This is a genomic window from Paracoccus sp. JM45 (assembly GCF_003590715.1).
Lineage (GTDB): Bacteria > Pseudomonadota > Alphaproteobacteria > Rhodobacterales > Rhodobacteraceae > Paracoccus.
In genome coordinates, this window is the sequence record NZ_QQVY01000004.1 from 236,559 (window position 1) to 254,277 (window position 17,719).

Annotated in this window: 16 protein-coding genes and 1 tRNA gene; 5 read left to right on the forward strand and 12 right to left on the reverse strand. The window is 60.3% G+C overall.

All coding sequences use genetic code 11. From position 1 onward, the window contains the following. Nucleotide 1: 1 nt before the first annotated feature. Together uraH and DWB67_RS08595 are read right to left on the reverse strand one after the other, a co-directional pair. Nucleotides 2-355: a hydroxyisourate hydrolase gene (gene uraH / locus DWB67_RS08590; protein WP_119807121.1), complete on the reverse strand. Its 354-nt coding sequence runs from the start codon at nt 353-355 to the stop codon at nt 2-4. A 106-nt stretch (nt 356-461) separates the two neighbouring features. Next, nucleotides 462-1,940: a nucleobase:cation symporter-2 family protein gene (locus DWB67_RS08595; protein ID WP_119807122.1), complete on the reverse strand. Its 1,479-nt coding sequence runs from the start codon at nt 1,938-1,940 to the stop codon at nt 462-464. A gap of 332 nt (nt 1,941-2,272) precedes the next feature. Here DWB67_RS08595 and bhcR point away from each other — a divergent pair, with 332 nt between their 5' ends. Beyond that, a complete protein-coding gene (gene bhcR, locus DWB67_RS08600; RefSeq protein ID WP_119807123.1) occupies nt 2,273-3,085 on the forward strand; it encodes an HTH-type transcriptional regulator BhcR in 813 nt (270 codons plus the stop codon). A gap of 19 nt (nt 3,086-3,104) precedes the next feature. Here the strand turns inward: bhcR and DWB67_RS08605 are convergent, their stop codons facing one another. Further along, nucleotides 3,105-4,406: an NCS2 family permease gene (locus DWB67_RS08605; protein WP_119807124.1), complete on the reverse strand. Its 1,302-nt coding sequence runs from the start codon at nt 4,404-4,406 to the stop codon at nt 3,105-3,107. Nucleotides 4,407-4,626: 220 nt separating this feature from the next. On the opposite strand from DWB67_RS08605, the gene puuE reads away from it, so the two are divergent. Both puuE and DWB67_RS08615 read left to right on the forward strand, forming a co-directional pair. Then, nucleotides 4,627-6,033, forward strand: coding sequence for an allantoinase PuuE (puuE, locus tag DWB67_RS08610; protein WP_119807125.1), 1,407 nt, complete (start codon nt 4,627-4,629; stop codon nt 6,031-6,033). Further along, on the forward strand, nt 6,030-6,923 hold the full coding sequence (locus tag DWB67_RS08615; RefSeq protein WP_119807126.1) for a bifunctional allantoicase/(S)-ureidoglycine aminohydrolase: 894 nt from the start codon (nt 6,030-6,032) through the stop codon (nt 6,921-6,923). The genes puuE and DWB67_RS08615 overlap by 4 nt, the downstream gene beginning before the upstream one ends. A 58-nt stretch (nt 6,924-6,981) precedes the next feature. On the opposite strand, the gene DWB67_RS08620 is transcribed toward DWB67_RS08615, so the two are convergent. The 3 genes from DWB67_RS08620 to DWB67_RS08630 all read right to left on the reverse strand — a co-directional run bounded on the left by DWB67_RS08620 (nt 6,982) and on the right by DWB67_RS08630 (nt 9,341). After that, nucleotides 6,982-7,890 (reverse strand): DMT family transporter, encoded by a 909-nt coding sequence (locus tag DWB67_RS08620; RefSeq protein WP_255418604.1) that lies wholly within the window; start codon nt 7,888-7,890, stop codon nt 6,982-6,984. A gap of 39 nt (nt 7,891-7,929) precedes the next feature. Further along, nucleotides 7,930-8,523 (reverse strand): LysE/ArgO family amino acid transporter, encoded by a 594-nt coding sequence (locus DWB67_RS08625; RefSeq protein ID WP_119807224.1) that lies wholly within the window; start codon nt 8,521-8,523, stop codon nt 7,930-7,932. Nucleotides 8,524-8,597: 74 nt separating this feature from the next. Next, nucleotides 8,598-9,341, reverse strand: a complete 744-nt coding sequence (locus DWB67_RS08630; protein WP_119807127.1) for a YebC/PmpR family DNA-binding transcriptional regulator — start codon at nt 9,339-9,341, stop codon at nt 8,598-8,600. Between the two features lie 139 nt (nt 9,342-9,480). On the opposite strand from DWB67_RS08630, the gene DWB67_RS08635 reads away from it, so the two are divergent. Then, the gene (locus DWB67_RS08635) at nt 9,481-11,259 is read left to right on the forward strand and encodes an SLC13 family permease (RefSeq protein ID WP_119807128.1); all 1,779 of its coding nucleotides are present in this window, start codon (nt 9,481-9,483) and stop codon (nt 11,257-11,259) included. Nucleotides 11,260-11,326: 67 nt separating this feature from the next. On the opposite strand, the gene DWB67_RS08640 is transcribed toward DWB67_RS08635, so the two are convergent. From DWB67_RS08640 to DWB67_RS08665, 6 genes are all read right to left on the reverse strand, one after another. Further along, nucleotides 11,327-11,554 carry a hypothetical protein gene (locus DWB67_RS08640; RefSeq protein ID WP_119807129.1) on the reverse strand — a complete coding sequence of 76 codons (228 nt, stop codon included), beginning with the start codon at nt 11,552-11,554 and terminating at the stop codon, nt 11,327-11,329. Between the two features lie 127 nt (nt 11,555-11,681). Then, complete coding sequence (locus DWB67_RS08645; protein ID WP_119807130.1) at nt 11,682-13,460, reverse strand: SLC13 family permease; 1,779 nt, start codon at nt 13,458-13,460, stop codon at nt 11,682-11,684. 133 nt (nt 13,461-13,593) lie between these two features. Further along, nucleotides 13,594-14,409 carry a TIGR00282 family metallophosphoesterase gene (locus DWB67_RS08650; RefSeq protein ID WP_119807131.1) on the reverse strand — a complete coding sequence of 272 codons (816 nt, stop codon included), beginning with the start codon at nt 14,407-14,409 and terminating at the stop codon, nt 13,594-13,596. 109 nt (nt 14,410-14,518) lie between these two features. Further along, entirely contained in the window at nt 14,519-14,725 is a 207-nt protein-coding gene (locus DWB67_RS08655) for a cold-shock protein (protein ID WP_072297281.1), read from the reverse strand. Between the two features lie 165 nt (nt 14,726-14,890). Continuing rightward, nucleotides 14,891-14,965, reverse strand: a tRNA-Thr gene (locus DWB67_RS08660). 28 nt (nt 14,966-14,993) lie between these two features. Further along, nucleotides 14,994-16,694 (reverse strand): iron ABC transporter permease, encoded by a 1,701-nt coding sequence (locus DWB67_RS08665; protein ID WP_119807132.1) that lies wholly within the window; start codon nt 16,692-16,694, stop codon nt 14,994-14,996. Between the two features lie 112 nt (nt 16,695-16,806). Here DWB67_RS08665 and DWB67_RS08670 point away from each other — a divergent pair, with 112 nt between their 5' ends. Further along, nucleotides 16,807-17,682 carry a hypothetical protein gene (locus DWB67_RS08670; protein WP_119807133.1) on the forward strand — a complete coding sequence of 292 codons (876 nt, stop codon included), beginning with the start codon at nt 16,807-16,809 and terminating at the stop codon, nt 17,680-17,682. Nucleotides 17,683-17,719: the final 37 nt, after the last annotated feature.

Consider the following 17,719-nt stretch of genomic DNA (forward strand, 5'->3'; position numbering starts at 1 on the left):
CTCAGCTGCCCCGATATGTTGAATAGCCGAACGGCGAAACCAGCAGCGGCACGTGGTAATGATCGTCTTGCGACATGCCGAAGCGGATCGGAATCACGTCAAGGAAACGCGGGCTTTCGGGGGCGATGCCGGTGGCATCCATCCAGTCGCCTGCGTGGAATTCCAGTTCATAGCTGCCGGTTTCGAAATCGGCAGCTGGCAGGATCTGGCTGTCCGTGCGGCCATCATCATTGGTGACAAGGCGGGCAATTTCGGTGCGCGCGTTGTCCAACAGGCGGAACAACACCACCGTCATGCCGCGCGCAGGCTGGCCACGGGCGGTGTCCAGAACATGGGTCGTCAGGTAACCTGTCATCTTGTCCCTCTGCTTATTATGCTTGGTTTCTTGATAACCGATCGTTCCTTGCGCGCGAGAGCGTTCACGCGCAAGGCAGTCTTTAGAAATCATGTATAATCGCGGCTCAATGATCCGCCAATTTACCAGCGGCGCGCATTTCGTCATCACTGACCGCAGGCGCACCGTTAAAGAACCAGTTCAGGAAAACCGCAGAGATTGCTGCCAGCAGGATACCCGAATGGATCAGAGGGTGGATCGCATGGGGCATCCATTGTTTGAAATCGGGGGCGACGACCGGGATCATCGCCATACCGATGCTGATGGCAACAACAAACAGATTGTGGCGGTTGTCGGTGAAATCGACACGCGACAGGATGCGGACGCCAGTGGCCGCGACCATTCCGAACATCACCAGACCGGCCCCGCCCAGAACCGTGGTCGGCAGGCTTTCGACCAGCGCCCCCATTTTCGGGATCAGCCCCAGCACGATCATGATGATACCGCCCGCCACGCAGACAAAGCGTGATCGCACCCCCGTGACGCCCACCAGCCCGACATTCTGGCTGAACGAGGTATAGGGGAAAGTGTTGAAAATACCGCCCAGCATCGTGCCCAGACCATCTGCGCGCAGACCCGCGGCCAGTTGTTTCTGGGTGACGGGCTTTGCACACATCTCGGACAGGGCAAGGAACATGCCGGTGGATTCGATCATCACCACGATCATCACCAGCACCATGGTCAGGACCATCACCGGATCAAAGGTGGGCAGGCCGAAGTGGAACGGTGTGATCAGCGCGAACCACTGGGCATCTGCCACTTGGTCAAAATGCATCATGCCCAAGACAGCCGCTGTAACGCCGCCCACGGCAATACCGATCAGGACAGCGATGTTCGACAAAAAACCGGTGGCAAAGCGCGACACCAACAGGATGGTGCCCAGCACCAACGCAGCGATGGCAATATTGCCGCCTGCCGCATAAAGCGGGTTCTGGACCGTCGGGGCAAGGCGGATGCCTTCGGGGACGCCACCTGCGGCGATGGCATCTTGCAGCCAGGCCGCCTGCGCGGGATCAATCAGCTTGGGGGCGGTCGGACCGACCTGAAGGCCGAAAATCCAGTTGATGCCGATGGGCATCAGGCTGATACCGATGGCCAGAATGACCGTACCAGTCACCACCGGCGGGAAAAAGCGCAGCATCCGGCTGATCGCAGGCGCCAGAAAGATGGCGATCAGACCCGCGCCTATAATCGCCCCGAACAGGGCGCGTGCCCCTTCGGTCCCGGGATTCTGCCCTGCAATCGCAACCATCGGACCAACGGCTGCAAAGGTGACGCCCATCATGACTGGCAGCTTGATGCCGAAATACTGGGTGGCCCCAAGGCTCTGGATCAGGGTGGCGATACCGCACACGAACAGATCGGCGGAAATCAGAAATGCCACCTCGGAGGGAGAGAGTTGCAGCGCCCGCCCCACGATCAGCGGCACGGCAATCGCGCCCGCATACATCACCAGCACATGCTGGAAGCCAAGGGTGATCAGCTTGGGCGTTGGCAGACGTTCGTCCACCGGATGGACAGTGGTTCCACCAGTTGTTTCGGTCATGTCAGCCAATCGACTTTCCCCCGTTCTATTCTTTATCTGACCAAAGGTTTGCGCCTGTCCGGCCTGACGGAAAACTGTAATTCCGTTTCGGGGTCGGCAAAAATCGTCACTGCATAAAAATTATGCAGCTTGTTTTGACACGCAATTTCCTCTGCGCCCTCCTCTGCGCAGGAAACGGTAACATTCGGGGTGTAATCACGCCATTTTTCTGGAAAAATCTTTCACACCGTGGCACAAGGCAAAAAGAACAACCAAGTCAGAGGCTTGCTTTTTCCAAAGGCTTTTGGTGATTTTCGCGCTGCCCGATATACAATCTTAACCAAGGTAGAAGAATGACCGAACCGACCCGCCGCCGTGGCCGTCCGCGCAAGGCCGAACCCGAAACGCCGGGAACTGTGCAGGCATTGGGCCGTGCGCTGGATCTGTTGGATCAATTGGCGCTGCGGTCAGGGCTGACACTCAGCGAACTGGCGGATAAGGCGGGCCAGCCGCCGTCAACCGTGCATCGGGTGCTGCATACCTTGGCGCTGCGCGGGATGGTGGAATGCGACCCGACCACGCAGGCATGGAATATCGGCCCCGCGACCTTCCGGCTGGGGTCAGCCTTTATGCGCCGGTCCGGCATTGTCGAACGCGCCCGCCCCATTTTGCGCAACCTGATGGAGCATTCGGGCGAAACAGCCAATCTGGGCATCTTGCAGGGCAGTCATGTGCTGTTTGTCAGTCAGGCCGAAACGCAGGAAACCATCCGTGCCTTCTTTCCCCCCGGCACGCGGTCGCCGTTGCATGCATCAGGCATCGGCAAGGCGCTGCTGGCTTTCGGACGACCCGAGATTTTTACTGCCTTGACGCAGTCCGGCGAACTGGAACGGTTCACCGATAAGACCTTGGCCGACCCCGAAGACCTGCAAGCCGATATGGCCCGCATCCGCCATCGCGGTTTTTCGTTCGATGACGAAGAAAAGACCCGTGGCATGCGCTGCATCGCAGCCCCCGTCTTCGATCTGTCGGGCGAGGCGATTGCAGGGGTGTCGGTCAGCGGCCCCTCGCACAGGATCACGGCGGGGCATGTGAAGACCCTTGGTGCCATGGTCGAAGCCGCAGCAGCCGCCCTGACCGAGGCGATGGGCGGCGCGACCCGATAGCCGCGCCACCCATTTGGTTTCAGTGCCCGCCAAAGAAGGCGTACTTCACCACGAACAGCGCGGCGATCACCCATGTCGCGGCATGAACCTGCGACGCGCGACCGGTCAGCAGCTTGATCACGGCATAGCTGATAAAGCCGAATGCCAGACCGTTGGCGATGGAATAGGTAAAGGGCATGGCGATGGCGGTCAGAACGGCCGGTGCTGCCTCGGTCACGTCATCCCAGTCGATCTCGGCCAGTTCACGCAGCATCAGCGTCGCGACATACAGCAGCGCCGGTGCCGTGGCATAGGCCGGAACAGACCCCGCCAGCGGCGCAAAGAACATTGCCAACAGGAACAGCACACCAACAACAACTGCCGTCAAACCGGTGCGACCGCCTGCCTGCACGCCCGACGCGCTTTCGACATAAGCGGTGGTGGATGAGGTGCCCAGCAGCGACCCCGCGGTGATTGCGGTCGAATCCGCCATCAGCGCCCGCCCGAGGTTGCTGTTTTTATGGGTTTCATCGTCGCCCAGCAGGCCCGCGCGTTTGGCAACGCCGATCAGGGTGCCTGTGGCGTCGAACACCTCGACCAGAACCATCACCAGCACGACCTGAAAAATGCCATAGGTCAGCGCGCCCATCACATCCAGCTGCAGGAACGTTGGCAAGACCGAGGGCGGCATCGACATCACGCCGCCGAACTGGCTGACGCCAAGAGCGATGGCCGCAACCGTGATGACCAGAATGCCGATCAGGATCGCGCCCGTCACCTTCATTGCATCCAGCGCGACAATGATGAAAAAACCGGCAATCGTTAGCAAAGTGCCCGTGGCCGTCAGATCGCCCAAGGCGACCAATGTGTCTGGGTTCGCAACGATAATCCCTGATGACTTCATGGCAATAATTGCCAGAAACAAGCCGATGCCTGCCGCAATGGCACTGCGCATGGATGCGGGAATGCCCGCGATCAGCCAGCTGCGGATGCCGGTAATCGACAAAAACAGGAAGATGATGCCGCTGATAAAAACGGCCCCCAAGGCCTGCTGCCAGCTGAACCCCATGGCCCCGACGACCGTAAATGCAAAAAATGCGTTCAGCCCCATGCCCGGTGCCATGCCGATGGGCCAGTTCGCCCATAGCCCCATGACCAGCGACCCAACAGCCGCTGCCAGACAGGTCGCCACAAACACGGCATCGCGGTCCATGCCGGTGGTCGACAGGATGTCGGGATTGACGAAGATGATATAGGCCATGGTCAGGAATGTCGTGATCCCTGCGATCACTTCTGTCCTGACGCTGCTGCCCTTTGCCGACAGCTTGAAATAACGTTCCATAGATCCCCCTGATGCGGCTCTGACGGCCGCCTATCAGGGCGCAGCTTGGGGGCTGCGTCAGGCGGTCGCAATTGTCCCCTGCCCGTAAGTCTTTCAACGCGATTTTGAAAGACCCCGCGATCTTTGCCAAATCGTTGATACAGAATTTCATATCTGTCGCTTGCCCGCGCGGGCGTGGCAGGGTCTTGTAACGCAAAGACAACCCGCCTCGGAGGATTACATGCGCTACAGCCGCGATCTGTCAGGATATGGCGAAACCACACCGGACCCGCAATGGCCGGGTGGCGCGAAGATCGCCGTCCAGTTCGTCGTCAATTACGAAGAGGGCGGCGAAAACAGCATCGAACATGGCGATGCCGCCTCCGAGGCGTTTCTGTCGGAAATTATCGGCGCGCAGCCGTGGCAGGGTCAGCGGCACTGGAACATGGAATCCATCTATGATTATGGCGCGCGGTCGGGTTTCTGGCGGCTGCACCGGCTACTGAAGGATATTCCCGTCACCGTTTACGGCGTCGCCACCGCGCTGGAACGCAGCCCCGAACAGGTCGCCGCCATGAAGGCCGCCCAATGGGAGATTGCGACCCATGGCCTGAAATGGATCGACTATCGCAACATCCCCGCCGAAACCGAAGCCGACCATATTGCCCAAGCCATCCGACTGCACACGCAGGTCACCGGCGAACGTCCCTATGGCTTCTATCAGGGCCGCACCTCGATGAATACGGTGCCGCTGGGGTGCGAGGAAGGCGGCTTTGCCTATCTGGCCGATACCATCGCCGACGACCTGCCCTATTGGCATGTCCACAAGGGCATGCCGCAGCTGATGGTGCCCTATACGATGGACGCCAATGACATGCGCTTTTCCAGCGGTCAGGGGTTCGGCACGGGGCAGGAATTCTTCGACTATCTGCGCGACAGTTTTGATGTGCTTTATGCCGAAGGCGCAGCAGGCGCGCCCAAGATGATGTCCATCGGGTTGCATTGCCGCCTTGCGGGCCGCCCTGGTCGTGCCAAGGCCATCCAGCAGTTTCTGGACCATGTGCGTGCCCATGAAGACGTCTGGTTCGCCAGCCGTCTGGACATCGCCCGCCACTGGGCCGAAACCCACCCGTGGCAGCCTCGCACCCGCCCGTCTGAAATGACCCGCGATGATTTTGTGGCCCGCTTTGGCGGCATTTACGAACATTCGCCCTTTATCGCTGAACGGGTCTGGGACGCTGAAATGGGGGCTGTGCATGACAGCGCCGTGGGTCTGTCAGGCCGGATGGCGCAATTCTTTCGCGCCGCAAGCGATGATGAACGCCTTGGCGTGCTGACCGCCCACCCCGATCTCGCCGGAAAGCTGGCGCAGGCCAAGCGCCTGACCGCCGACAGCAGCGCCGAACAGGCCAGTGCTGGTCTTGACGCCCTGACCGATGCCGAGCGTGCCGATTTCACTGCATTGAACGACGCCTATGTCGCCAAACACGGCTTTCCCTTCATCATCGCCGTGCGTGACAACGACAAGGCCAGCATCCTGTCCGCCATGCAAACCCGCGTCCAGAACGACACCCCCACCGAACGCGCCACAGCCGAGGCGCAAGTTATCCGCATCGCAGACCTTCGCCTGAAAGAGGCCCTGACATGAACGACCAGCCCCCCAAAGGCGCCCCCACCGGCGATATCGCCCAGCTGCCGCCCGAACCCGCGCATCACGTCCCCTATGCCGGACCCGTCGCGGGCCTGCCGCCGCAGACGGGCATGACGACTGATACCGCAGTCTTCACCGACGCCTATGCAATCATCCCACGCACCGTCATGCGCGACATTGTTACCAGCTATCTGCCCGGCTGGACGGGCATGCGGATGTGGATGCTGGCGCGTCCGCTGACAGGTTTTGCCGAAACCTTCAGCCAATATATTGTCGAGCTGGCCGAACATGGCGGCACCGACACCCCCGATGACGATCCCGAAATCCAGCACGCCATCTTCGTCACAGGCGGCGATCTGCAGATCACCATCGACGGCACAGATCACCAACTGACGCCGGGCACCTTCGCCTATGTCCCTCCCGGCATGCCATGGAAAATCTGGAACCGCACCGCAGGTCCGGCGGGCTTCCATTGGTGGCGCAAGCGTTGGCAGCCCGCCGCCGGTGTCTCCAAGCCCGACCCTATTGTGGTGCGCGAACAGGATGTTGCGCCCTCGATGATGCCCGATACCGATGGCGCATGGGGCACAACGCGGTTCATGGACCCCGCCGATCTGCGCCACGACATGCATATCACCGTGGTGACGTTCAAGCCGGGCGGCTCGATCCCCTTTGCCGAAACCCATGTGATGGAGCACGGGCTCTACGTGCTAGAGGGCAAGGCCGTCTATCGTCTGAACCGCGACTGGGTCGAGGTTGGACCCGGCGATTACATGTGGCTGCGCGCCTTCTGCCCGCAGGCCTGCTATGCCGGTGGTCCCGGTCCGTTCCGCTATCTGCTTTACAAGGACGTCAACCGGCATGCCCCGCTGTGGGGTCAGCGCTGATCCGCAGGGGGGTCCGGGGGGTGCGAAGCCCCCCGGCCATCGCGGGACGCAAATACCCTCAGATTTTGGTGGCGCTGACGACGGGGGTTTTTGTGCGCGTGCGCAGCCGCGCCTCACGCCATGTGATATAGCTGATGGCCGCAATCATCATTCCGCCGCCCAGAATGACCCAACCGTCCATCGGTTCGGAAAACACAAACACGCCGATCAGGCTGGCCCAGATCAGCTGCACGAAGGTCACCGGTTGCGTCACCGTCAAAGGCGCTGCTGAAAACGCCCGCGTCATCGCATAATGCCCCGAGGTGGCAAACACCGCGACCAGCCCCAGCCACGCCACTTGTGACAGACTGGGCGTAACCCATTGCGCCCATGCCAACGGTGCAAGCCCGATGGACACTGTCAGCGACATCATCGCCACGACGATTGCCGCAGGCACCTGATCCGACAGGCGTTTGGCCACCAGATAGGATGCGCCAAAGGCAATGGCTGCGCCCACCTGCGACAGATGTCCGGGGTCCAATGGCCGCAAACCGGGTCGCAGCACGATCAATGCGCCCAGTAAGGCCACGCCAATCGCCGCAATCCGTCGCGCGGCCAGCTTTTCACCCAGAAACAGCGCGGCACAGATGGTCACAATAATCGGATTAAGAAAGCCGATGGCCGTCACCTCGGCCACAGTGATGCGCGACATGGCATAAAACCACGCAATCACTGCAACGGCATGCAATGCCCCGCGAATGGCAAACATGCCCCAGATCCGCGCCGGAAATGCGCGACGGATGGCGGGTCCAAGCACAGGTAACAGAAACACCAAACCGAACAAAAAGCGGATGAAAGCCGCCTGCGGTGCGGGCAATGCGCCGTCAAGCGCATGCACAATGGTATTGACCGCAACAAAGCACAGCCCCGTGACCAGCATCCAGCCGATGCCGATCATATCACGTCTGGTCGAGTTTACATGCTGCATGATCTGCAAGTGACGCCTTTCACGCGCCAAGGCAAGCCCTTAGCCAAGCGCCAGCCGTAATGCGATGGCCCACATGACACAACCGACACCAACCTCCAGCCATTGCCACGCGACGGGTTTGCGAAACAGTGGCTCCAGCAACCTTGCGCCATAACCAAGCGCAAAGAAAAACACGAATGATCCGGTGACAGCCCCCGCCCCAAAAATCGCAGGGCTGGGCCATTGCGCCGAGATTGCGCCCAACAGCACCACCGTATCCAACCAGACATGCGGGTTCAGCCATGTCAGTGCCGCAATCGTTCCCAGCGACGCCCACAATCCGCGCACGTGCCCTTGGGGGCGCAGGGCTTCGCCTCCACGCCATGCCGCACGAAAGGCTCGTAGACCATAAATGGCCAGAAACGCCACACCGGCCCAACGCATCGCCTCGAACAGCCACGGCCATCGGGTGCCGAAACCCGACATGCCTGCCACACCCAGAACGATCAGCAGCGCATCGGACACCGCGCAGAACAGACAGATCAGGAAGATATGCTGGCGCAGAATGCCCTGTTTCAGCACAAAGGCGTTCTGTGCGCCAATCGCCAGAATCAGCGACATGCCGGTCCCCAGACCCGCGAAATATGACAGCATTCCATCCCCGATGATATAAAGGCCGCCGGAACAGTCACCCTGTCCGGCGGCCTTGGTTTGCAACGACTGGCGCCTTACAGGCTGCCTGCAACCTCTTCCGACAGATCGAAGTTGCCAATCACGTTCTGGACGTCATCGTCATCTTCCAGCGTGTCGATCAGCTTCATCAGCTTCTGCGCGGCTTCGACATCGGAGATTTCGGTCGGGGCTTGCGGCTTCCAGATCAGCTTGGCCGTTTCGGATTCACCCAAAGATGCCTCTAGCGCGGTGGCAACCTCGTTCAGCGATGTGTCGCCGCAATAGATCCAGTGACCTTCATCATCGCTTTGCACATCATCCGCGCCTGCTTCGATCGCGGCCATCATGACTGTATCCGCATCACCCGCCGCTGCGGGATAGACGATTTCGCCCACACGGTCGAACATGAAGGCCACCGAACCGGTCTGCCCCATATCGCCGCCAGATTTGGTGAAATAGCTGCGGACGTTGGAGGCGGTGCGATTGCGGTTATCCGTCATCGCCTCGACCATGATGGCGATGCCGTTGGGGCCGTACCCCTCATAGCGGATCTCTTCATAGTTCTCGCCCTCGCCGACCATCGATTTCTTGATGGCGCGGTCGATCACGTCCTTTGGCACCGATTTCGCCTTGGCTTCCTTGACAGCCATACGCAAACGCGGGTTTTTTTCGGGATCGGGATCGCCCATTTTCGCGGCGACGGTGATTTCTTTGGCCAGCTTTGAAAACAGCTTCGACCGGACGGCGTCCTGCCGGCCCTTACGATGCTGGATGTTGGCCCATTTGGAATGACCTGCCATGTCGGGTCGTCCTTCGCAGTTCTGTGAAAATATCTTGCGCGCTTTTAGTCTAACGCAGGGGGGCATCGCAAGACGAACCGGAAGGGCATATGCCGCGTTCCATGCAAAGGCCCCGGTTCGGGCCGGTACGAGGATTTCCATGACAGCCCAACAGATGATGCTATTTGCCCTTTTGGGCGTGATGATTGTGCTGATGCTTTGGGGGCGATGGCGCTATGATCTGGTCGCATTCGCGGGGCTGATGGCCGCGGTTCTGCTGGGAATTGTCCCCTCCGAGGCGGCTTTTTCGGGGTTCGGCAACCCTACAACCCTGATCGTGGCGCTGGTGCTGATTGCCACTGCAGGGCTGAACCGCTCGGGTGCTGTGGCACGGCTGGCGCGTCTGATTTCGACAAAACAGCGCGGAACGACGGCCCATGTGATGATTTTCGGGGCGGTTGGCGGGGTGTTGTCCGGTTTTATGAACAATATCGCCGCCTTGGCGATGTTGATGCCGGTTGATTTGCAAACCGCACGCAAGGCAAACCGTCCCACGGGCCTGACCTTGATGCCACTGGCCTTCGCGACCATTCTGGGCGGCATGCTGACGCTGATCGGCACGCCGCCGAACCTGATCGTGTCGGGGTTCCGCGCCGATGTGCTGGGCGAACCTTACCGGATGTTCGATTTTCTGCCGGTGGGCGGCGCTGTGGCCGTGGCGGGCATTGCCTTTATCGGCCTGATCGGCTGGCGGCTGATCCCCAATTCCGACAGCGATGGCCCTGGCGACGCTGACGGCCCGCAACGCCGCTATGTCGCGACGCTGGTCGTGACCGAGGCCAGCCTGACCGCCGCCCGCCTGATCGCCGATGCGCGGACCGAAGCCCGCAAAGCAGCTGTCCGTATCGTCGGCCTGCGCCGTCACGGGCAGGATGTCAGCGGCAATCTGGACGAGGTGATGCTGGAAGACGGTGATGTCATGGTTCTGCGCGCCGATCCGCAGGCGCTGGACGAATTCCGTTCGACGAATGATCTGGCCTTCCCCGATGGCAAGATGGAGCCTCGTGCACGCAAGGATTCCGAAGGCCAGCAGCTGATCGAATGTCTGGTGCCTGCCGCCTCGGGGATTGCGGGGCGGTCGGTCCAGTCCTTCGGGCTGACCAATCGCCATGACAGCATCATGATCGGCATGCGTCGCAACGGGCTGGCACAGCGTCGCGATCTGTCACGCCAGACGCTGCGGTCGGGGGATATGCTGCTGTTGCTGGTCCCCGAAAGCCGAATCGAGGATATGCTGGCGGCGACCGGCCTGCTGCGGATTGATGGCGGCAGCCTGTCGGTCCAGCGTGAACGCCATATGCGCGCGGCCATCGGCCTGTTTGCATTGGCGGTCGTGGCAGCCTCATTCGGGGTGACAACCATGCCGATCGCGCTTGGCTGCGTCATCATCGCTTATACCCTCTTCGGCGTGCTGTCCGTGCATGAACTTTACGACCATGTGGACTGGCCGGTCATTGTGCTGCTGGGATCGATGATTCCCTTGGGTCTTGCACTTGACCAGACCGGCGGATCAGCCCTGATTGCCAAAGGTCTGGCCAATCTGACCCAAGGCTACCCCGCGTGGATCGCGCTGGTCCTGCTGATGGCATCGACGATGATGCTGTCGGATGTTCTGAATAATAATGCCACGACGATTATTGCGGCCCCCGTCAGCATCCGTCTGGCCGAACAGCTTGGCGTGCAGCCCGATGCCTTCCTGATGGGGGTGGCCGTCGCCGCATCCTGCGCATTCCTGACGCCGATCGGGCATCAGAACAATACGCTGATCCTTGGACCGGGCAATTACCGTTTTGGCGATTACTGGCGCATGGGCCTGCCGTTAGAGGTAATCGTCATGGCCGTTTCCGTGCCATTGCTGCTGATCGTCTGGCCGTTATGACACCCTGAAACGCAAAACGCGGCCCGAAAGGGCCGCGAAAGACGTCTGCGGTCAGACCGCAAAAAGCTTACAAAGCGGAAGAACCGCCCAAGATACGGCGGATTTCGCTTTCGCGCGTCACGCCTTTGGCAGCAAGATCCTCATCCGAGATTTCGCTCAGATGGTTCAGCGCGCGCATTTGCGGGCTGGCTTCGGCCAGACGGACCATGAAACGGCCGACGGCGCGGAATGGAGCCAGCAGAGCGCTGGTCGGAAATGCTGCGGTCTTGTGGCCTGCAGTTGCGATGGTCGCCATTTGGAAACTCCTTGTTATGAACAGGTCGTTTCCTCCCCTGCGCTATAGATCGGCTTTCTTGGTCCGGATCACAACCGACGATGCTGCATAGCAGCATTGCGGTTCATACAAGGTTGCAAAGGGAACCTTAAAGCGGCCAGATCAACGGGATCAGCAATGATGCCACCAAAGCCATCAACAGGTTTAACGGCAGACCGACCTTGATAAAGTCGGTAAAGCGGTAACCACCCGGACCATAGACCAGCGTGTTGGTCTGATATCCGATCGGGGTTGCGAAACTGGCCGAGGCCCCCATCATCACCGCAACAACCAAAGGACGCGGATCAACCCCCAGCGAATTGCCAAGGCTGATCGCCAAAGGCGTCACGATGACCGCCACAGCGTTATTCGTCACCGTTTCCGTCAATGATGTGGACAGCATATAGACCGCCAGCACCAGCGCCCAAGGCGGCAGGGTCGCCAGCCACGGCGCAACCTTATCGACCACCAGTTGCACCGCACCGCTGTTTTCCAGACCGGCACCGACGGCCAGCATGGCAAAAATCAGCGCCATCAGTCGGCCATCGACAAAGGACAATGCCTCATCTGCGTCAATGCAGCGGGTGCCCAGCACCACCGCAACACCGATAAAGGACAGCAGCAGGATCGGCGCGACCTCGAATGCCGACAGCACAACGACGCCCACCAGCGTTGCCACGACAATCGGCGCATGGCGGCGGCGATAGGCACGGTCAGAGGGGGCCGAAACCTCGACCATGTCCATATCGCTGGCAAGGCGCTGGATGTCGGTCGAGGCCCCTTCCAGCAGCAGCGTATCCCCAACGCGCACAACCAGATCATCCAGCTGGCGGCCGATATTCTGGTTCTTGCGATGGGCAGCCAGCACATAGACACCATAGCGGCGGCGCAGGCGCATAGACCCCAGACTGCGCCCGACCATATGGCAACCGGGGGTGATCAACACCTCGACCGTCGAGGTCTGGACCGAGGACAGCTTGTCCACCATCCGCAGTTCCTTATGGGTCTGCAGGCCCAGAACCTCGGACATGGGGGTGCGAAGGACGACACGGTCGCCTTCTTCCAGAAAGACAGCGGACAGATCACGGCGCAGGGATTCGTCGCCGCGCAGCACGTCGATCACACGGGCGCTTTCACGGGCGAAGATATCGACGTCTTCAAGACTTTTACCGATCAGCGATGATCCTTCGGGGATCGCCACCTCGGTGAAGAATTTCATTTTGCTGCGGCCTGACAACAGTTGCGACATGGAATCGCGGTTGGGCAACAGGCGCGGCGCGAAGATCAGCAGATATGTCACGCCGACGATCGCCATAGGAAAACCGACCCATGTGATTTCGAAGATCGAGAAATGCTCCATCCCCGAGGCGCGGGCCACACCATCCACTAGCAGGTTGGTCGAGGTGCCGATCAATGTCATCGTCCCGCCCAGAATCGAGAGATAAGACAGCGGGATCAGCAGCTTGGAGGGGGATTTTCCCATCTCTTTGGCCAATTGCATGAAAATCGGCATCATGACAACCACCAGCGGGGTGTTGTTGACGAATGCCGACATGGCGCAAACCAGAATGGATACCGATGCCAGCGTCAGAATAGGATGCGCCCCTGCATGGCGCGCGGCGCGTTGACCGATCCAATCCAGCGCACCTGTGCGAACCAGACCGCCAACGATGATAAACATGAAGGCAATGGTCCATGGCGCCGAATTCGACAGCACACCGGCGATGCTGTCCACATCCAGAATACCAAGGCTTAGCAGCGTCACGGCGCCAAGAATTGCTGTCACTTCCGGCGGATAAGTCTCTCGGATGAACAGTGTCAGCATCGTGATGATCAAGAAAATGGTCACCACAGAACCGGTCATTCCGGTCAATTCAAATCCGAACATTCAAAACTCATTCCTGGCGCGGGACCTGCCCCGCAATCGGCACATATTGCGCCGGAACCCCGAAGCGCTGCAAGCCGTCTTCGCAGTTGCGGCCCCCGCCCCGACCCCGAAAGGCGACGGAACGGGCAGTTCTTCAGGCGGGATGCGTCTGGGACAGACGGCCCCCGTCGCGCACCGGCTGGATATTCTTGGCCAGACCGGTTTTATCGTCGGTTTCAACCAGAACGCCGGACAGCGTCGCCTCGCCCTCGGCGGGGGTGAAACGGTCGCGGGGCATGCCGGTGATGAACCGGCGCATCGGTTCGGTCTTTTCCATCCCGATGACGCTGTCGTAATCGCCGCACATGCCGGCATCCGACAGATAGGCTGTGCCGCGGGGCAGAACCTGCGCGTCGGCAGTCGGCACATGGGTATGGGTGCCGACAACAACGCTGGCACGACCGTCGCAGAAATGACCGACGGCCATCTTCTCGCTTGTGGCTTCGGCGTGGATATCGACCAGAACCGCCTGCACCATTCCACCGGGGGGATGCGCGCGCAGCACCGCATCCAGCGCCGAAAACGGATCGTCATAGGGGCGCGACATGAACACCTGCCCCAAGGCCTGCGTGATCAGCGCCTTGCGGCCGCGGGTGTCGCTGATGATCGTGGCACCGCGTCCGGGCGCATCGCGCGCAAAGTTCAACGGACGGACGATCCGCGGTTCTTTGTCGATAAAGGACATCATGTCCTTCTGATCGAAGGCATGATCGCCAAGGGTCAGGCAATCCGCACCGGATTCAAGAATCAGCTGCGCGTGACCGGCGGTCGCCCCGCGCCCTCCGCTGGAGTTTTCCGCATTGACCACCACAAGGTCGGCTTTCAACTTTGTACGAAGGCCTGCCAGACGTTCGGAGATCGCCCGACGGCCCGCGCGGCCCATTACATCGCCAAGAAATAAAATTCGCATGTTGCCGTGCTATGACAAAGGCGTCCGACCCTCAAGCCGGGACGCGGAAACAGAAAAAGGGCCGCCCATACGGGCAGCCCTTCGATTCATCGCATCCAGAAAGGATGGATCAGGCGAACTGAACGTTCGTTGCCGATTCGCGACCGTCGCGGCCACGCTCCAGCTCATAAGTCACCTTCTGGCCATCGGCAGGAGCCGACAGACCAGCGCGCTCAAGAGCGGAGATGTGCAGGAAAACGTCCTGGCGGCCGCCTTCGGGTTGAATGAAGCCGAAGCCTTTGGTGCTGTTGAACCATTTCACGGTGCCGTTGGCCATCGTGAGATCTCCTGTCAGTGTATGCCACCCGCAGTATGCAGTGGCTCGGCTGGTCAGATTAACAAAGCAGACTGAAGCCGGAAGCAGACAGGATGCAGAGAATTTAACGTAGCAAGAACCATATAGAATATGGATTCGGTTTTTGCAAGTCTTCTTTGGAAAATCTGGTGCCGGTTGAGGGATTTGAACCCCCGACCCCCTGCTTACAAGGCAGACGCTCTACCACTGAGCTAAACCGGCATCCGAATGCGCAAATATCGCGACTTTATCAGTTCCGCAAGTCATCCTTGCGCCCGCCAAGGTTGGTTTTTGCCAATAAGATGACGGCAAGGATGCCCACAGCCATGACCAACAGGGCCGCAGGGGCAGCATTTCCAAGGTCTTCAAGGCTTGCGCGTTCATGTGTGCGGGTCGCCAGCGTTTCGTAATTAAATGGCCGCAACAGCAACGTGGCGGGCAATTCCTTGACGCAATCCACGAACACCAACAGCAATGCCGCCCCGACCGAACCGCGCATCAGCGGCAAAAAAACATCGCGCAGCACGCCATTGTTGTCGCGTCCCAGTGACCGCGCGGCCATCGGCAGCGATGGCGGCACGCGGGTGAATGCCCCGTCGATGGCCCCCTGCCCGATGGCAAAGAACCGCACGGTATAGGAAAAGACGATTGCCGCCCCCGTTCCGGTCAGCAACAGCCCCGGGTCGGTTCCGGTGATGGCCAGCCACGCGTCGGCAACCTTGTGATCCAGTGCGGCCAGGGGAATCAGGATCCCCACCGCCAGCACCGCGCCGGGTGCTGCATAGCCGACCGTGGTAACAGGTTGCAGAATACGCGGCAACATCCGCCCCGACAGCCGCGTGCCGTAAACCATGATCAGCGCCATCCCCACTGTCAGCACCGAAGCCATCGCCCCAAGACTGACCGTATGCCATGCCGCGCGGATCAGTCCGGATGACACCCAGCCCTGCGGATAGGCCAGCGCATAGCTGACGATCACACCCACCGGCAGCACAAAGCCCATCCCGAAGGGAATCGCACAGGCGACCATCGCCCCCAGCCCCGACACCAGCCCCAATGGCTGGCGCTGGATCGGGCGCAGTTGGCGGGCACTTTGGTGATATCGGGCGTTGCGGCGACCAAAGCGTTCCCAGACGGCCAGAACCACGACGATCAGCAGAATGATACAGGCAATCTGTGCCGCGCCACCGGCATTGCGCCGTTCCAGCCATGTGGTGAAGATGCCGGTATTCAGCGTCTGGACCCCGAAATAGCTGACGACGCCGTAATCTGCGACGGATTCCATCATCGCGATCGCCGAACCTGCAACGATGGCAGGACGCGCCAAAGGCAGGCCGACGCGCCGGAACAATCCCCAAGGACCGGTGCCCAAAGCGCGCGCGACCTCATAGGCGCTGCCCGATTGTTCATGCAATGCGGCGCGGGTCAGCAGATAGACATAGGGCGCAAGCGCCGAGGCCAGCACCACAATCGCCGCCTCGATCGAGCGGATGCGCGGGAACCAGTAGTCGCGCGCCGTTTCCCAGCCGAAAAATCCGCGCAGGGCAATCTGCACCGGCCCCGAATAATCAAGAAAATCGGCCAATGCATAGGCCCCGATATAGGCCGGAACCGCCAAAGGCAGCAGCAGCAGCCATTGCAGCCATTTGCGCCCCGGAAAATCATACATGCTGACCAGCCATGCCGACCCCGTCCCCATAGCGGCAGCAAAAGCCCCCGTTCCGACGGCCAAGATCACCGTATTGCCGAAATATCGCGGTAGGACCGTAGACAGCAGATGCGGCCAGATATTGTCGGTGGGATTTGCGGCGATCCAGACAACGGCCATCACCGGCATCAGAACTAGTGCTGCAACCAGAATTGCGGCCAGGGACCAGCCGGGGCCGCTTCCTTGACGCAGGGCGTTATCGTGACGGCGCCGATGTGATCGGTCAGGTGCGGTGCTGGTCATGTCAGGTGCGATATGCCAAAGCGGTTTGACTGTCCACGCCGGACAGCTAATCTGCGGTCAATTGCGGGCCGGACCTGCCAAAGTGAACATATTCAAAGACGGGACAGTATCGATGCAGATGGTTTTTCACATGGGCGTCCATGCCACCGACGGCGACCGGCTGCTAAAGACATTACTGAACAACCGGTCGGCCCTGCAAAAGGTCGGCACCGAAATTATCACCCCCAACCGTCATCGCGGCATGTTCGACGAGGCGCTGAAATCACTTAATGGCGGCACCGCCACCCCCGAAATGGAACAGATCATGCTGGACGCGATGCTGGACAGCGATGAAACGTCCCGCGTTGTGATGTCCACGCCGACCTTCATGGGGGCCCCGGGGCGCGCTGTCGGACAGGATGGTATCTATCCGCAGATGGGATCACGCGCTGCAGCACTGGCGCGTCTGTTTCCGTCTTTAGATGCAGAATTTCACGTCGCCCTGCGCAACCCTGCGACCTTGCTGACAGATATCCTGCCGCAAGTGGCGAACGGCAATTACACGGCGCTGATGCAGGGCTGTCATCCCCATCAGCTGCGCTGGCGGATCACGATCCAGAACCTCGTCCGCGCCGCACAGGGCCGCCGCATCGTCGTATGGTGCCACGAGGATGTGCCCCTGATCTGGCCCGAGGTCCTGCGCCTTGTCGGTGGCCTGCCCAATAATGTTCCGCTGTCGGGCGGCCTGCTGTACATGCATGAAATTCTTGGCGACATCGGCATTGCCAGATTGCGCGATGCCATGGGCGGTCAGGATCAGGTTTCGGTCGCGCAACGACGCCAGATTTACTCCGAGGTGCTGGAAAGCAATGCCATGCCCGGCACATTGGATCAGGTCATCGAATTACCGGGATGGACGCAGGAGATCGTCAATCAGGTGACCGAAAACTATCGCGCGGATGTGGCCGAAATTGCGGTCCTGCCCGGCGTTGAATTCATCCTGCCATAAGGCACCAGGCGTGGCAGGTCGGGGAAAAGTCCCCGAC

Coding starts and splice junctions, on each gene's coding strand:
- DWB67_RS08650 (WP_119807131.1), bottom strand. CDS start 14,409: ATGCGAATTTTATTTCTTGGCGATGTAATGGGCCGCGCGGGCCGTCGG.
- DWB67_RS08615 (WP_119807126.1), top strand. CDS start 6,030: ATGAACGACCAGCCCCCCAAAGGCGCCCCCACCGGCGATATCGCCCAG.
- DWB67_RS08655 (WP_072297281.1), bottom strand. CDS start 14,725: ATGGCCAACGGCACCGTGAAATGGTTCAACAGCACCAAAGGCTTCGGC.
- DWB67_RS08670 (WP_119807133.1), top strand. CDS start 16,807: ATGCAGATGGTTTTTCACATGGGCGTCCATGCCACCGACGGCGACCGG.
- bhcR (WP_119807123.1), top strand. CDS start 2,273: ATGACCGAACCGACCCGCCGCCGTGGCCGTCCGCGCAAGGCCGAACCC.
- DWB67_RS08665 (WP_119807132.1), bottom strand. CDS start 16,694: ATGACCAGCACCGCACCTGACCGATCACATCGGCGCCGTCACGATAAC.
- DWB67_RS08595 (WP_119807122.1), bottom strand. CDS start 1,940: ATGACCGAAACAACTGGTGGAACCACTGTCCATCCGGTGGACGAACGT.
- uraH (WP_119807121.1), bottom strand. CDS start 355: ATGACAGGTTACCTGACGACCCATGTTCTGGACACCGCCCGTGGCCAG.
- DWB67_RS08605 (WP_119807124.1), bottom strand. CDS start 4,406: ATGGAACGTTATTTCAAGCTGTCGGCAAAGGGCAGCAGCGTCAGGACA.
- DWB67_RS08640 (WP_119807129.1), bottom strand. CDS start 11,554: ATGGCGACCATCGCAACTGCAGGCCACAAGACCGCAGCATTTCCGACC.
- DWB67_RS08645 (WP_119807130.1), bottom strand. CDS start 13,460: ATGTTCGGATTTGAATTGACCGGAATGACCGGTTCTGTGGTGACCATT.
- DWB67_RS08625 (WP_119807224.1), bottom strand. CDS start 8,523: ATGCTGTCATATTTCGCGGGTCTGGGGACCGGCATGTCGCTGATTCTG.
- DWB67_RS08620 (WP_255418604.1), bottom strand. CDS start 7,890: ATGCAGCATGTAAACTCGACCAGACGTGATATGATCGGCATCGGCTGG.
- puuE (WP_119807125.1), top strand. CDS start 4,627: ATGCGCTACAGCCGCGATCTGTCAGGATATGGCGAAACCACACCGGAC.
- DWB67_RS08635 (WP_119807128.1), top strand. CDS start 9,481: ATGACAGCCCAACAGATGATGCTATTTGCCCTTTTGGGCGTGATGATT.
- DWB67_RS08630 (WP_119807127.1), bottom strand. CDS start 9,341: ATGGCAGGTCATTCCAAATGGGCCAACATCCAGCATCGTAAGGGCCGG.